This window comes from Kineosporia babensis (assembly GCF_021129305.1).
In the GTDB taxonomy this organism is placed as follows: Bacteria; Actinomycetota; Actinomycetes; order Actinomycetales; family Kineosporiaceae; genus Kineosporia; species Kineosporia babensis.
Genome location: NZ_JAJOMB010000035.1, coordinates 1 through 15,724, shown reverse-complemented (window position 1 = coordinate 15,724; position 15,724 = coordinate 1). Strand labels below are relative to the sequence as shown.

The 15,724-nt window shown below is 65.2% G+C and carries 9 protein-coding genes and 2 pseudogenes; 5 read left to right on the top strand and 6 right to left on the bottom strand.

All coding sequences use genetic code 11. From position 1 onward, the window contains the following. Positions 1 to 334: 334 nt before the first annotated feature. Positions 335 to 1,657 carry a serine hydrolase domain-containing protein gene (locus LR394_RS38610; RefSeq protein WP_231449676.1) on the top strand — a complete coding sequence of 441 codons (1,323 nt, stop codon included), beginning with the start codon at positions 335 to 337 and terminating at the stop codon, positions 1,655 to 1,657. 25 nt (positions 1,658 to 1,682) lie between these two features. Here LR394_RS38610 and LR394_RS38605 read toward each other — a convergent pair whose 3' ends face one another. The 4 genes from LR394_RS38605 to LR394_RS38590 form a co-directional block, all read right to left on the bottom strand. After that, a complete protein-coding gene (locus LR394_RS38605; protein ID WP_231449675.1) occupies positions 1,683 to 2,900 on the bottom strand; it encodes a helix-turn-helix domain-containing protein in 1,218 nt (405 codons plus the stop codon). A gap of 444 nt (positions 2,901 to 3,344) precedes the next feature. Next, positions 3,345 to 4,124 carry a hypothetical protein gene (locus tag LR394_RS38600; protein WP_231449674.1) on the bottom strand — a complete coding sequence of 260 codons (780 nt, stop codon included), beginning with the start codon at positions 4,122 to 4,124 and terminating at the stop codon, positions 3,345 to 3,347. Then, positions 4,121 to 6,361 carry a LysM peptidoglycan-binding domain-containing protein gene (locus LR394_RS38595; protein WP_231449673.1) on the bottom strand — a complete coding sequence of 747 codons (2,241 nt, stop codon included), beginning with the start codon at positions 6,359 to 6,361 and terminating at the stop codon, positions 4,121 to 4,123. The genes LR394_RS38600 and LR394_RS38595 overlap by 4 nt, the downstream gene beginning before the upstream one ends. A gap of 641 nt (positions 6,362 to 7,002) precedes the next feature. After that, positions 7,003 to 8,004, bottom strand: coding sequence for a hypothetical protein (locus LR394_RS38590; RefSeq protein ID WP_231449672.1), 1,002 nt, complete (start codon positions 8,002 to 8,004; stop codon positions 7,003 to 7,005). A gap of 778 nt (positions 8,005 to 8,782) precedes the next feature. Between LR394_RS38590 and LR394_RS38585 the strand changes: the two genes are divergently transcribed. The 3 genes and pseudogenes from LR394_RS38585 to LR394_RS38575 form a co-directional block, all read left to right on the top strand. Then, positions 8,783 to 9,199, top strand: coding sequence for a transposase (locus tag LR394_RS38585; RefSeq protein ID WP_231449671.1), 417 nt, complete (start codon positions 8,783 to 8,785; stop codon positions 9,197 to 9,199). Positions 9,200 to 9,204: 5 nt separating this feature from the next. Further along, positions 9,205 to 10,236: an IS3 family transposase gene (locus tag LR394_RS38580; protein WP_331283137.1), complete on the top strand. Its 1,032-nt coding sequence runs from the start codon at positions 9,205 to 9,207 to the stop codon at positions 10,234 to 10,236. A gap of 76 nt (positions 10,237 to 10,312) precedes the next feature. Continuing rightward, a pseudogene (locus tag LR394_RS38575) lies at positions 10,313 to 11,785 on the top strand (ISL3 family transposase); the annotation flags it as partial. 26 nt (positions 11,786 to 11,811) lie between these two features. Here the strand turns inward: LR394_RS38575 and LR394_RS43875 are convergent. Next, positions 11,812 to 12,486, bottom strand: a complete 675-nt coding sequence (locus LR394_RS43875) for a hypothetical protein (protein ID WP_407937207.1) — start codon at positions 12,484 to 12,486, stop codon at positions 11,812 to 11,814. 1,595 nt (positions 12,487 to 14,081) lie between these two features. After that, positions 14,082 to 14,681: a tyrosine-type recombinase/integrase gene (locus tag LR394_RS38565; protein WP_231449667.1), complete on the bottom strand. Its 600-nt coding sequence runs from the start codon at positions 14,679 to 14,681 to the stop codon at positions 14,082 to 14,084. 10 nt (positions 14,682 to 14,691) lie between these two features. Between LR394_RS38565 and LR394_RS38560 the strand changes: the two are divergent. Further along, a pseudogene (locus tag LR394_RS38560) lies at positions 14,692 to 15,724 on the top strand (hypothetical protein); the annotation flags it as partial.

Sequence of the window (15,724 nt, the reverse complement as noted above, 5' to 3'; positions counted from 1 at the left end):
TGATCAGTGCGATAGCAGGCGGCCTGGCGCCGAGACGGGTGGAGGGTGTCGGCGGGTGGCTGTCACCCGTCCCAGCGCTTCTCTGGGAGCGTCTTGGCGACGGTCGCATGCGTCGTGTAATTCCGGTCTTCAGGCCGCGCAACGCTCCTTCCGTTCTCCTATCCGGAAAGCAATTTGTTGAAGACCATTTGATGGGTATCAGCCGAGCCGAACAAGACGGTGGATGCGGACGATCGCTGCTGTCTGCATGCCGCAACCAGCGTGCAAGTTCCTGGAGCGTGACGGGTTGGCGATCGGACTGGCAGGCTGGGACTATGACCGCCGGAGATCAGGAATGACCGCGTCCGTCGATGAGGTCCTGCACCTGCGCGTTACTCAGACGCTCCGGGCGCAACGGCTGCCGGCCTTGGCCGTGGGAGTCAGTCGATCCGAGGCTGAACGGCATCTAGTCCAGGCCGGCTACGCCGAGACATCGACCAGGCGACTGGTGGATGCTGATACCGCGTTCCGGATCGGTTCGATCACCAAGACGTTCACCGCTGCGCTCACCCTGCTGCTGGTCGAACGCGGGCTGTTGAGCTTGGACGAACCGGTTGAGGCGTACCTTCCCGGAACCTCCGCCGGTAGGCCGCTCGTCCGTCAACTTCTGGCCCACAGCAGCGGCCTCCAGCGTGAAGCTCCGCATCCGATGTGGGCCTCCATGCAGGGCCCAGACAGCGCAGAGTTCATGGAACTCCTCGCCCAGGTGGAGTTCGTCGACGAGCCTGGCGTGAGATGGGCGTACTCGAACCTGGGGTATGCAGTGCTGGGTCAGGTCATCGCCACGGTGTCCGGTCAGACGTGTGAAGACCTGATCGATCGGGAATTGCTGAAGCCGCTGGCGCTGAACAGCACGATGTGGCAGCCCACTGACCAGGCTGTGACGGGATATCGGCCGGATCCCTACAACGATTGCTTCATTCCCGAGCCGGTGATGGATCAAGGCGTGATCGGTGTCGGTGGCCAACTCTGGAGCACCACAACCGATCTCCTGACCTGGGGAAATGCGTTGCTCGGCGGCGCACCGGACATCGTCCCGGCCAGCGTGGTCGAGGCCATGCATCGACCCCAGATCATAGTCGACCAGCAGGCTTGGACTCAGGGCTGGGGACTAGGCCTCATGCTGAACCGTCGCGAGCGCGGGGTGCTATCCGGACACACGGGCGCCATGCCTGGATTCTTGGCCTCCATGACCTTGGAGCGTCGCAGCGGAACAGTCGTAGTCGCTCTGACCAACGTCACCCGAGGGGTGCGGCTCGGAAACCTGACCACGGAGATCCTGGAAGAGCTCATCCCCGTCCCGCAGAGCATGACGCCGACCGTTGCGGTGCCGAAGACCGACACGGCCCCCTGCCCCCCAGAACTGGTGGGCGTCCTAGGCCGCTGGTGGTCTGAATCCGAGGAGACCGTCTTCACCTGGTCTGACGGGACCCTGCACGCCCATCTGGCCGAAGCTGCCGCATCGTCCGCTACACGTTTCGACCGCGTGACGAGCGACTCGTTCCGCGCTGCATCGGGACGGATGAAGGGCGAACGGATGTTCGTCCGACGTGACGCCGACGGAGGCGTTAAAGCTCTGGAATGGGCCACCTACCCCTACAGCCGAGAACCCCAGTAGCTGTCAGCCTGGAGATACCGCGACGTCAGCCTGCACCTGCCAGGACGCGTGCCCGAAGTTCCTTGACCTCTGCGGTGCTTTGCCAAGGAGTGAGGTTGTTGAGGCTGATTGCCAGGCGATGGGTCAGGCGCGCGGAGGTGGTCCCGGCTGCTGCTTGCCAGGCCGCGTAGAGATCGTCACAGGCGGGCGCGACTTCGCCCTGCGCGAGGTGGGCATCGCTGCGGTCGAGCTGCCAGATGACGCGGTTGCGTACGAACAGGTCGCTGGCTGTTTCGTCTTGCTGAGTCAGTGCGGTGATGGCCGCTCCATGAGAGCCGAGATCCAGCAGGCAACTGCCAGCGTGGCCAGCCAGCGCGGCCTCGTCAAAGACGGACAGCCAGTCCGGGTCAGGACTGCTCGAGGCTCCTGAGCGAGCCAGCTCCAGTTCAGCGGCTGCGAGGTCCAGCATCATTCTGCAGGCCTTCTCCTCACCGAGCTTGGCCTCGATCCGGGCAGCGATGGTCACCACGAACGCTGTCAGGCGGCGGTTGCCGCTGCGCTGCGCCTGCGCGAGCGCCTGCGCGCAGAGCTCTCTGCCGACCGGTAGGTGGCCGTGATTGGCGGTCATAAAGCCGTGACTGGGGCCAAGAACGTAGGCAGCCAGATCAGCCTGGCCTGCCTCCTCGGCCATACTCCGTGCCCGGGTAAGAGCAGATTCGGCCGGGGCAAGCTCACCGCGGTCGAAGTGCATCCAGCCAGCTAGTTGGTGGAGTTCAGCGACTACAGCGAGCGCAGAACGTCTTTCAGCTTCGTTGCTGGCGGCCAGCAGAATGGCGTCAGCCACGTGGAGCTGAGCACGCACAATGGCCAAGGCCGGTCCCGACCCGAGAGCGTGGTCGACCTGGCGCAAACCCCGCAGCATCTCCCGCAGACCTGCAATGGCCGGGTCCATGGCGACACGCCCTCCAGGCATGAGCTTCAGGAAGTCCAAGGGCGGTGAAGTACCTTTCGACAGCCGAGTGGCGGGCGCAGCGAGGATCAGCGATCCGTCCGCCCCCAGTTCGGCGTCCAAGGCTTCGATGAGCTCCGGCGTTGCCCGGCGCTGAGCCTTCTCGATCTTGCCCAGCAAGTCGCCACCGGTGTGCACCAACTGGCCCAGCTTGGAGAGGGACAGCCCTCGTTGTGTCCGAAGCTGGCGCAACTGCGCGCCGAAGTAGGCAGCGCTGGACAGTGACGGGTCCAGATCCGCCGGTCGTTGTCCCATCCCCGTTTCCCCGATCGTTCCGGCCCGACAACGGGCCCACCCCGTTCATGTGCGTGCCGGCTCTTCAGCGCCATCGGCTGGTGCGCTGAGGTGCCGGACATCGCAGATGATGCCATCAGTCGCAGAACTCCGTGCCAGCTTAGCCACTTGGTGGTACGCCAAGACGAAAGCGGCCAACCAGCGGTCCCTGTGGAACGCGGGCGTGTGGCGTGCTGCGCTTGAACCAACCCTGAACAGACTGAACAGCGCGATCCTGAACCGGCCTCTCCCTTGAACGGGACGGAATACACGCCTGATGCTCTGAGCCGTTAAATCGCCGACAGGCACCGCCAAAAGACTCGAAGAACCGGTCGCCCATCTAAGCGAGGTGGTTCACGTTTCACCCGGAAGAAGTGGGCCAGGAGTCTTCAGGCGGAACCGACAGCCAGATGGCATGTGGCACGATCAGCTGCCCGCTACTTCTGGGGCCGTGCGTGTGCGGGCGCGGCGAATCTCGTTCTTCATGGCGGTCTGGCCGACAGCGAAGTGCTCCATACCGGCGCCGATCATCGCCTTCCAGCGATGTCCTTCCCGCAGCCACCGTTCCACTGCGGCAGCTCGATCTTCTCCCGGCAGCACCGTAGGTTGCCTCAGACTGGTGCCTTCCGAAGGCGCGCCACCGGTTATCTGCTTCTTCTGCCCAGCATTCTGGCTGTCTCCTTCCTGTTTTGGTTTCCTCGGCTCCGCCGACGGTTTCCCTGCCCGCGGTGTTTTCGCTGCTCGTGGTGATCCCGCTCGTTTCCAGGATCTGCTTTCTGCGATGGCAGCAACCGACAGGAAAGCCAGCGGCGGGACGACCGCGAACGCATCAGCCCAGGGCAGCCGTGCGGCCCACGCGTGCGCGTCGGCGGCCGCGAGGTTGGCCAGGACGATGAAGGCCAGTGAGGCCAGCAGGACCAGGATGGGGATGACCCGGTTCCATCCGTGGCGTCGTCGGGCTTCCCAGGCGGCGTAGGCGGCGAGTGCTTCGAGGCTTCCGGCGACGCTCCAGACGAGCCAGCCGGTGACGTTGACGTGGGGGTAGGCGCCGACGTGGAGGATGTGGGTGGCGGAGCCGGCGAAGGCGATGGATCCGAGGATGAGGCAGACGGTGGCGGCGAAGAGGCTGTCGGGGTCGTTGCGGATGTGGTGGTGCAGTTTCTGGGTGAGGGTCCGGGTGGGTGCGGGCGGGGTGTGGCCGGTCATGGGGTGGTCCTTGGGCCGGTGGGGCTGACTGGCGTGATCTTGGTGTGGGCGGCTGGGGGTAGGCCGGTTTCGGCTTGTTCGGCTTGGGTGATGAGGGCGCGGGCTTCGTGGGGGTGTTCGGCCTGGATGAGGTCGGCGAGCGCACGTTTGGCGCGGGCTCGTTCGCGGCGGAAATGGTTGCGGTGTGGGGTGAGCCAGGGGTAGCCGGTGGTGCCGTCGTCGGCGAGGTGTCCGTTCTGGGCGGTGAGGGCGCGACGCAGGTGTTGTTCGCGGTGCTCGGGGTCGGTGCGGGCGAGGGCGAGTTCGCGGGTGAAGGTCCAGACGTCGATGTCGAGGCTGGGCAGGAGTCGGTAGTGGCCTCGGTCGGCGGGGACCGCGTCGAAGCTTTGGTCGTGGACGCCGGCGGCGGTGCGCATGGTCCGTCGTAGGTTGGACAGTTCGGTCGAGAATCGTTTTTTGGCGCTGGCGAGGGTGGCGTCGGGCCAGAGGGCTTCTTGGAGTTGGTCGGTGGCACCGCCGTCGGGGTGCAGGACCAGGTACAGGAGCAGGGCGAGGGCTTGTCGGCGTAGCCCGGTGACGGGTGCGCCGGTGCTGTCGAGGACGGCGGGGGTGCCGAAGAGACGGATTTGCGCAGACTGCAACGGCAGCGCGCTCGTCTGGTCCTTCGGTGGTCTGCTCTCCCAGTTCTCTTCGTGCGTTTCGGGGGCGGCCAGAGCGCGCTGGGGCTCACTGGCTGCTGCGGTGAGACTGTTGCTGACCGCGGGCTGTGGTTGGCCGACCGCGCCGGGTGCGGCGTGCTCGAGCGTGCCAGGTGGTCTATCGCGGTCTGGTTGCGGCGGTGAGGCGGCGCGAACCTGGGGGGTGGGGTGCTCAGTGGGTGGTTCTGCTCGGTGTCGTGCTCGCCGATGGGTGCCGTTGACCGAGGTGGGCCGGCTCAGGATCTGGGGATGATCCTGGTGGTTGTCGGGAAGGGGCAGGAGGTGAGGAACGCGTAGCGGTTCCTGGGAGGGTGCCGCCGTGCTGGCGACTGCAGGCAGCGGCGGGGTTGCGCGGGATGGGCTGGGGTGTAATGCAGGCTCGGCCTGACCTTGGTGGTGGGTGGCAGCGGGCACGTCCGGTTCGCGTTCGGGTATGAGCTGACCAGCGGCAGGGTTGGGGGCAAGCTCTGTCTGGTGGTCGGGACTGCTGGGAGTTGTTCTGGATGCGAAGGTTTCCTGCGCCATCCGATGGATGGCGACGCGCGCCTGGTCGATCGCCGGGCGTCGTAGGTCGTTCGCGCTGTCGGTCGAGAGCTGTTCCTGCTGAACGGATGTGAGGCTTCCGAGGGTCTGGACAGTGTCGAGTTCGTGGTCGCCCTCGGGCTCGGTGATCGACTGGCCTTCATCGCTGCCCGTGCCGCGGCGCTGATGCGGCGGGCGGTTGCGGGTCCAGTCGTTGCGGCGGGTCCGGCTGCGTCGCAGGAGAAGGATCGCAAGTATCCCTCCGCCGAGTCCGAGGATCCATTGCCACGAGCCACCGGTGCTGGTCGTGCTGCTGGCTGGTGCGCTGCGCTCGGGTGTCGGGGTTGCGGGTGGGCTGGTGGGGCCAGGTCGGGTGTCAGGAGCAGAGGACGAGGTGCTCGGCGATGGCGTGACCGGTTGCGGGCGGGGTGCGCTCGCCTCGGTAGACGGCCGGGGTCGTTGCGGCGACGTCGTCACGTCATCACCTCGCTCGCCGTGTCGGTTCTTCCGATCGGAGGTGGTCGTGCGTGACGTCTCGTCCTCGACCTGCGGTGACGCGATTCCGCGGGCGTGGCGGCGGGTGCCGCGGTCGTGGGTCTGTTCGGGGAGCCAGATCGTGGCGCCGGTCTCGATGTGGTCGGCGTCCGTGACCTCGCCCTGGTTGAGGGCGTGCAGGCGCGGGTAGGTGTGAGGGTCGCCGAGGAAACGGTCGGCGATGTCCGCGAGGCGGTCACCGGCGGCGATGGTGTAGCGCACCCGATGGGCGGTGGGGTCCTGTTCCGGGTGTGGGGAATCGGTCTTTGTGCGGGCGGGGATCTGCTGATCAGGGCCGGGGATCAGGATCGTCCAGCCCGGTCGCAGGAAGGACGGGGTCTGCATGGTGGTTCCGTCGTTCTGCCGGCGTCCCTCGTTCAAGGCCCAGATCTCGTTCCAGCGCGTGCCGTCTCCCAGGTAGGTGCTGGCCAGTCCCCACAACGTGGTGCCGGACCCGCGTGGTTGCACGACGACGGCCCGCACTGCAGGCAGCTCTTTCTCTTCTTCAGATCCGGTCAGCGCCTCGCGGGAAGCCGGGGAGGTCGATGGCGGAGGGTTGGTGTCTGCGGACCGCGACGGTGCCGATGCCATTTCGGTGGTTGCCGGTGTGGAGGACGACTCGACGACGGCGGGAGCGGTGCTGGCGCTCGGAGCGGCGAGCGCTGTGGCCGGGAGACTGATCGGGGCGAGGGCGACGGTGGTGACCAAGAGACGGATCCACCAGCGTCCTGGTCCTGTGTCCTGCCCGTCGCTGACCGATGCGGGTCCTTCCGGTGGACGCTTGGACTGCCGTCCTTGGATGAGTTGGCCCCGCATGCGCCTGATTTCCCGAACGATGGCTGCGACGGCCCACATCCACCAGAGCCACACCAGCATGCTCGGAGCGGCCAGGAGCAACCACACGTACTGTCCGCCTGCGACAACATCCCGGACATAGGTCAGTGTGTGGACAGGACCGGCACCGAAAACGATCAGAATGGTAGGGATTCCGGCCACGATGGCCAGCAGGATGAGCCCGGCGCCCGCTGCCCTGGCATGCAGCATGATCGTCTGGGCTTGCGGAAGCCCTGAGGATGGCTGCCCGTAGCGCGGTGAGGGCCTGTGCAAGCCGCTGGGGACGGGACTCATGACTTTCCCCGCTCCGGAGCCGCTCCCTGGAGTTCGGTTCCAGCAGAACCCGAACTGCGCCCGGCAGTATGGGGTTCCGCCGTTAGATCACGAAAGCCCGCCGCATACGCAGCATCCGTGCCCGGCTCCGGCTGAGACACCAACTGCGCAGGAACAGCGCCCGGCCCGATCAGCCACCGCCGACCGTCCCACAGCATCCGCTGACAGTCAGCCACCACCCCATCATGGCCGGCACCGTTCACCTGCACGTGCAGCGCGACGTTCACACACACCACAGCCCACCCCGCACCGACCTCCTGTCCCCCGGTGTCCTTCACCAGCCCCATCACCGGACGCCCGCTCACTCTCACACCCGGCGAGCCCACGAGTGGCGCATCCATGGTGGTCAGAAGGTGCGCCATCGTGGACCTCCAGGTCCACTCCCCTACACCCGGGCCACCCGATGCCACCCATCCCTGCCGAACTCGCTCCACCCCTGGCAGCGAAGAGGAGTCTGCGGCGGCGCTCGCGATGGCCGCCAACTGTGCCACGGCGCCCTCCTGCGTGGCTGGGAAACCCGTGGCCACGCCCACCTCGTCCACATCCTGGGCTTGCGGCAGGTCGATCGAGGGTGGGATCGCCACCGTGGGTGGTTCCGCCCGGCCGTACGCGCGACCGGTACCGGCCTCCGGCATCGCCCGTGCGGCAACTTCATCACGAGCTCTCTGAACCTCAGGGCCGACCAATACCGACGCTGCGGTACTGCTCGCATCCATCGACCACTGCGTGGTGTCAGTTGCCGGTAGACCGTCCTCCGCCGTCAAGGTCGAGTCCTGTGACTCGTTTACCGGGGAACTGCCCGACAGCTGTTCATTGTCTGAATCGGAGTTGGAGGCGATCCCCTTCGCCAGGATCATGATGACGATGCAGACCGCGAGCGCGACGCCTAAGAACGCGAGCCAGCGCTGCGGCAGCGCTGCACGCCGGGGCGAGGACCCGCCGCCCGGGCGGTACAGCATCACTGCTCACCGCCACAACAGGTACCCCGCTCCGCCGGCCATGCCTGGCAGACAGGGATCTGGAACGTTCGGGACCGCAGAAAGCAGCTTCCCGGCGGTCGATTGGGCAGATCTGGAAAGCGCATGAGCGGTGTCCTCTCCTCGCACAACTTGATACGCCAGCAAGGACAGCTGCTATTACGTCCACAACTTGTTCTAGTGCCCTCTGACCAGGCCTTCCGCACGCTCGACAGGAGCTGCAGACAAGTTCTGTACTGCTGGCCGAGACCAGACGTCGGGCCGTCTGGCCATAACATCCCTCGTCTGGTCCCGCGTTTTAGCGAGTTCTGGCTCCACTTGTTGATCTTGGCCGGTAAACCCGAGAGTAACGAATCAACCGGTCGACCGAACGGAGCAGCGCCATCGATCGTCCAGGACCGATGTGGAGCGAAGTTCCACCGTCTGGATCGCCCGATTGGCTGGTGGATCGAGATGTCGTTGGTATGTAGGGTCAGCTTTCATCCGCCGAGTCACCTGCACGCGCGGCCCCTCTCGGCTCCGCAACGCAGGGCTTGTCGCAGCTTCCTGAAAAGTGGTTCTGGCGCACTTTATGTGATGGTTTGCGGCGTGGCGCGCTGACCTCGGGTGTTGTAATGGCCATGATCGAAAGTGTGATCTCGATGAGGCACTTCTTCCCCCCCTCTCTGCCAGCCTTGTGTGAGACATGAAGGACGTACTCTCATCTGTAGCAAGCAGGGCGAGATGTGGATCATGAACGGTGACATTGACAGTGGCAGACATGACGTCGCAGGGCCCCGACCGGCCACAGGAGCCGCCCAAGGGCAGGCCAGGGCCGCGGGCCGGGCAGCGTAAGCGCCGCACGTTCCCAGCGGCGTACAAGGCCAGGATCCTGGCCGAGTACGACCAGTTGGAAGCTGCCGGGGACCGGGGCGCCCTGCTACGCAGGGAAGGCCTCTACCACTCTCACATCCAGAACTGGCGCAAGGCCGCCGCCGAGGGCGCCCACGCCGCCCTGGCCCCTTCGGCCGGTCCGGCCAAGACCAGCACGGAATCGGCGGAGAACCGCAAGCTCCGGAAGGAAAACGCGCGCCTGCAGGCGGAACTGGCCCGCAGCAAGGCGGTCACGGAGGCCATGGGAAAAATGGTCGCGCTCTTGGAGACGCTCTCCGAGAGCGCGGACACTCAGCAGAAGTAGCAGCGATCACCAGGCAGACGTTCGCTGTGGTCGCGGCGAACTCTTCGACCCAGGCGGCCTGCCGGCTCCTGGGCGTGGCCCGGGCCACGCACTACCGGCGCCAGCGCCCGCCGGTCCTGGGGCCGCCCCGTGCGCCCGGAGGAGGCGTCCAGCCGGCCGCGCTGAGCGACGGGGAACGAGCCCGGATCCTTCATGAACTCGACAGCGACCGGTTCGCCGACAAGTCCGCCTCCCAGGCATGGGCCGTCCTCATCGACGAAGGAACCTATCTCGGAAGCATTTCCACGTTCTACCGCGTCCTGCGCGACGCCGACCAGGTCATCGAACGCCGAGCCCAGGCGCGCCATCCACCCCGGACCAGGCCCGAGCTCGTGGCCACAGGACCAGACCAGGTCTGGTCCTGGGACATCACGAAACTCAAGACGGCTACCAAGGGCGTTTACCTCGACCTGTACGTCGTTCTCGACATCTACTCACGCAAGGTCATCCACTGGGAGGTCCATTCAACCGAAACCAGACCCTTGGCAGCAGAATTCATCAACCATGCGATCGAGCGCAACGGCGGGGTGATGCCACACACCGTGCACTCCGACAACGGGACCTCGATGACCAGCAAGGACGTCGCGGACCTCCTGGCCGATCTACGCGTCAACCGGTCGTTGTCCCGACCCCACACGTCGAACGACAATCCCTACAGCGAATCAGCTTTCAAGACCCTGAAGTATTGCCCGGCGTTTCCCGAGTTCTTCACAGGCCTCGGCGACGCTCAGATCTTCCTCACCATCTTCTTCCGCTACTACAACAACGAGCACCGCCACTCCGGCATCGGTCTCTACACGCCCGCCTCCGTCCACGACGGCACCTGGAAAGACGCCCGCGACCACCGTCAGAAGATCCTCAACCAAGCCTACGACCAGCACCCTGAGCGTTTCCGCCGTCGGCCCACCGCACCAGGCCTCCCGGCCAAGACCTGGATCAACAAGCCACCATCGACCATCGAATCCGACCAGGATCTACATAAGACCTCGGCAGCGTAGTGTCTCAAACAGGTTGACAGGTTCCGCCCACCTGACTCAGTTGCGTCTGACTGTAGCCAGTTCCGCCAGTTCGAGCGTGACCCTGCGAGCCGAAAGCCGCACTTGTGAGGCCGTCTGTCATCGCTGCGGAGCCAGTTCAGTCCGCGTCCACGGCCGCTACCGGCGGACACTGATGGATGCTCCGATGTCCGGCCGGACGGCGACCATCAGGCTGCAGGTGCGCCGATTCCGCTGTGAGAACGTTTCTTGTCCGCAGGCCACGTTCAGCGAGCAGATCCCCGAGGTGACTCACCGCCACGCGCGCCGAACGGTCCTGGCCGGAGCCATGCTGGCTCAGATCGCCCTGGTCCTGGCCGGCCGGGCAGGAGCCCGCCTGGCCAGCGGTCTCGGGTTGCCCGTCGAGCGGGACACGCTGGTGCGCATCGTTCGACGGCTGCCCGACCCGGATTCTCCCGAAAGGGGTTTACGCATCTTGGGAGTAGACGACTTCGCGCTGCGCCGAGGGCACAACTACGGCACTGTCCTGATCGACCTCGACACGCGTCGCCCGCTCGATCTCCCCGCCGGCCGAGACTCCGAGACGCTCACCACCTGGTTGCACGAGCACGGCAACGACGTTCACGTCGTCTGTCGCGATCGTGCCGGTGCATATGCCCAGGCCACGCGGGATGCGATCCCCGACGCAGTACAGGTGGCTGACCGGTGGCACCTTTGGCACAACCTCGCTGGCCACGTCGAGAAGGCGGTCAAACGGCTGCGCAGTTCCTGGAAACACATTTCAGAAGAACACCTTCCACATGAGCAGGGCGTTGATGAGCCCGGGGCATACCCAGCGGAGCCCGGTGAGCCAACAACGCTCAATGTCGTCAATGCAGGCCCCGTGACCGGTCTCGATGCGCGCCATCAAGAACGGTGGCACGTCGTGCATGACCTTCTGGATCAGAAGCTCTCGCTCCGGGAGATCATGCGCCGTACCGGCCTGTCGCGGGGCACGGTCAGGGTGTTCGCGCGAGCCGCCCGACCTGAGGAGCTGTATCGCGGTCACCGAGCCGGCCGTGGACGAGAACTCGACCAGCACCGTGACTTCCTCCGCCAGCAATGGACTTCGGGCATCACGAACGCCGCCGTCCTCCTGGGCCTGCTCCGCGCACGAGGCTACCGAGGACAAGGCAACGCCCTGCGCAAGTATCTCCAGCCCTGGCGCATCGAGACACCGTCCGCCAGTCCAGCCCGCAAACCATTGACCGTGCGCGAACTGACTCGGCGGTTGTGCACTCGCCCCGATGACCTCGACGCTGACGAAAAAGTCGGCCTGAATCACCTCTTGGAGAACTGCCTACCCCTGGCCCAGCATGTCCGCGGCTTCGCCGAGATGATGACCAGACGCACCGGCGACCGAAATCTGAACACCTGGCTCGCGCAGGTGAACGTCACCACCGATCAACCCGAGCTGAAGTCCTTCGCCCGTGGCCTGCTCACCGACTACGACGCCGTGCGCGCAGGACTGTCCCTGCCCTACTCCAGCGGCCCTGTCGAAGGCCACAACACCCGCATCAATCTGTGGAATCTCGATTGTCAAGTGTGTGCCGCTTTGCCCTGTCGGACTGCGGCGATCGGTAAGAGCCGAGCCGTGCTCGGTGTCTGGCTCAACTGGCTCGGAGTGGGGCCGGCCGGGGTGGGGATATCGGCGAGTCTGGTCAGGAGACGATCGAGCGCGCTCTGTCCGTCGGTGACGGCCGCGTGCTCGTCATCAGTCAGCGAGATCGAGACGGCCATCCTCTGGAGATTTCCTTTGGCTTCCAGGAGTTGGGCTTTCGTTGATTCTTTCGGGGTGTAGAAGTCGCAGCGGGCGCAGGCCATACGGTGCTGGCACTGTTCGAAGAAGGTGTAGGTGCAGTATCCGTGGCCGAGGTCGTAGTGCTGCCAGGGGTCACCGTCGGCAGCGGCGCCCGAGGCGACCTTGTCGCGATCGATGAGGACTTCGACGGTGCGAACGTTCCGCTCGAAATACCCTGCTTCGCTGTAGGCTTTGGAGAGTGTGTTCGGGGTGATCTTCGCGTAGTACTGGGAGGACTGCGGCGATCGGTGCCCGAGCCACGCCTGAAGCTCGAACAAGGTCATCGGTTCCTTGGCGTTGTAGAGCTGGCTGGCGATGGTTGAGCGGGCGCGGTGGCTGGTGATGCTGCCACGAATATCGGCGGGCGGGACTCCCGCCTTGCGGCAGAGCATCGGGATGACCGTATTGTTGATGTAGCTGGTCGAAACACGCTGGGCACGAACGGCGAACAGCAGATCTACGCGTTCCCCGGTTCGGCGATCGGTGAACTTCGGCTGGGCCGGTCGCAGGGACTGCCATGCGTCGATGGCCTGGCCGAGGATGATCCGAGGTGCTATCGATGGTGGCGTCCTGATGCTGCCAGCGGATGCAGCCCGTTCTCAGGCGGGAGATCTCGTTGCTTCTCTGGCCTGAGAACAGCCAGGTAAGGGTGAGTGCACGGACCAGTTCGAAGGGGTAGAAGTGTCCGGCCTGGGTCTGCGGGAGATCCTCAGCGCTGAGGTTCAGACCGGCCCACAGGAGTTTCGCCCAGATCTCGTCGGCGATGATCCGCGGGTCGGGGCCAAGTAATGCCGCGATGGTGCGGGGAACGGCAAGGGCGCGTTGAGGATCGAAACGTTGCGGCAGCCAATCCCATTCCTGACAGTCACGGAAGAACGTGCGCAGCGCGGTGATCTGACCGGCCTTCGTGGCAGCTTCCAGAGGTTTGCCCAGACGGTCCTTGAGCCCGACGGTGCGCTGGACGTAGTCGCCGACGTTCATCCGGTCGAGCGCGGCGATCCAGGTCGCGCAGGTCTGGCGGGTCCAGTCGCTTGGGTCCCCGGCTTCGGGATGTTCGGCCGCGATCCACCGGCCCACTCGCAGCAGGGTGCAGCGGAAGTCGCCACGAACGCCCGGGGTGAGTGTGGAGGTGTCGTGCCAGCGATCGACCCATTGTTCCCAGACCCTGGCTCCGCCACTGGCCCGGGCATTCTGGCGGCCGGTGCGCTGCTGAGGAGGATCGCAGAACCCGAGATCGGCAACGGCCCGCTGCAGCGCATGGAGAGTGTTGAGTTGAGGCCCCTGCAGCATGCGGTTCTCGCGGATGCGGTCGAACAGATCCGTATCGAGATCCTCGCAGTATGGGCTGCGATTGAGGAGGAACACCTGGCAGGCGACCATCGGCAGCAAGGTGTCCTCGGGGCGGCCCAATTGGTATCCCCAGGCGCCGAGAACGGCGCGGATGCGGGTTATCTCCTCGTCTACTCGGGCACGTCCGAAGATCCGCCGGGACAAGGTTAGGCGTTGGAAGCTGCCCAGTTTGTGGAAATCAGTGAAAGAGCCCAGCAGGTAGGCATGAGCGGCGAGATAGGGCCGAACCTCGTCGCCCGCCCACGCGGGTGAATGCCGGTGGAACTGGATCTGGTCGCGGCCGAGCAGATGGATCCACTCCTCGCCGGTCCAGGCCCAGAAGGTGCGGCCGGTCTCGGCGCAGTGAGTCAGCAGAAGAGCGACCGTGTCGAGCATGGCTCGACGTCGGTGCGTGGTCGCTGGCGAGTCCAGGGCAGCGTTGACTGCCTCCAGCGGTGCCAGCAGGCGAGCGATCTTTCGCCAGTCGGGTGCGTGCGGGTCGTGGTGCTGCAGGCGCCGCAGATTGTGCACCCCGAGGTCCTCTACGCCCCTTACCTCGGCCGGCCGCAGGGCAGCGGACCGGTCATAACGGTCCACCTCGACCGGCCACGCCCAGCGTCCGGCTCCGTCAGCGACACCTCCGGCGGACGTCGGTGAAGCGCTCACCTTTGCCCGCCCGTCACGACGACAGATTCCGCAGTGAGCGCCTGAATTCGCCAGGCGTGGACGTGGTCCATGCCCGGGCCAGCTTGTCGGCCAGGTCCCGGCCAGACAAATGAATGTAACGCAAAGTGGAATCGGTGTTCCTGTGCCCGGCGAACGTTGCGATCGCGTGCAGCTCCCAGCCCATCCGGGCCAGGTCAGTCAGACACAGATGTCGGGTCGTGTGCGTTGAGAACCGTTCAGCTCCAGCCGTGATAGCAATCTGGCGAACAACTTTCGACCACGTCCACAAACTCAGAGGCTGACCCGGATTACGCCGCGACTCTGACACGAACAGAGCGCCTCGAGCCCGGGTCAGCGTGGCCCGATGCTCCAGGTATGCCGACATCAACACGCCGGTCGATGCCGAGTACGGAACCACCCGCTCCAAGCGGTTCTTTGTCGTCTGCGCCCGAACGCGCAGCGTGCGATGAGCCGGATCCAGATCATCGGTCCGCAGCGAGCACAGCTCCTCCCGACGCAACGCGGCGTCGTAAGCCAACGCCAACATCAACCGATTCCGTGCAGACAGGCCACGAGCCACCTGCAGGACATCCAGCCACTGTCCCTCGAGCACATTCGCCAACATGCCGCTGGAACCCATCCCGCGCCATCAAGACGGCTACACCGATGGCGAGCAGGCTGGCTACCGGACTGCCTTCCACCTCACGGTGCGACCTCCCAGCAACAGTCAGGGGGTTGTGAACCTGGCAGGCAAGTTGACCCGGACCCAGGACACGGACGACGTGGACGTCTGGAGCGCTACCTATGACACGAGCCAGGCCCTGGAATTAGGCCGCTACGTCGTATTGGCCGGGCTCACGCTGTTTGACCCGAACGGGAACGAAGTCAGCCAGAAGGCTTTCGTACGTGACCCATTGGTGCGCGGCAGTTCCAACCTGACGATCGCCGCTTCAGGCACCAGCATCCTCAAGGGCGCGCTGCTTACGTTCAGCGGCCTGCTCGACGGCGCGCCTGTAGAGCGACAGCAGGTTCGACTGGATTTCCGCTCGTCCGGCACCAATCGCTGGAAGAAAGTGGCCACGCTCCGCTCGAGCGCCGAAGGAGCCCTAACCGCCCGAGTTCGCGCTTCCCACAGCGGATCTTGGCGCTTCTCCTTCGCTGGTACCACCATCACGGCACCTTCCTCGTCAGCCGCTACGGCGGTCAAAGTGAAGAACCCTGGAGCCTGCACGGGCGTACAAGGATGCAGAGTAGTGAAACGGATCGACATCGACGGAGACAAGATCGCCGACCAACTCGGCGTCGTAAGGCGAGGAGACAACGCCCAGTTCCGCGTCCGAACACGGGATCGCCTGCTGATCAAGACCGTTCCCATTGCCTGCTGGCCCGGTGACCCCTACGCCGGCGCAGGCCCCATCGACGGAGACCCTGGTGCCGAGATCATCTTCCACTACTGCGCCGGAGCCAATGTCGTCACTGAGAACATACTGAGTTACTACAAGGGCGAACTGTTCTACCTCATTTCCCCGGGCGGCGACGGGGAGAGCGCGAACTGGAAAGTTCAAGGTGCATTCAACTACTTCCTGGGTATCACCCGAACCGTACGCAAGGGGATCACCTACGTCGGCCTATCCCAAGGAGAGCGCAAGGCATCCG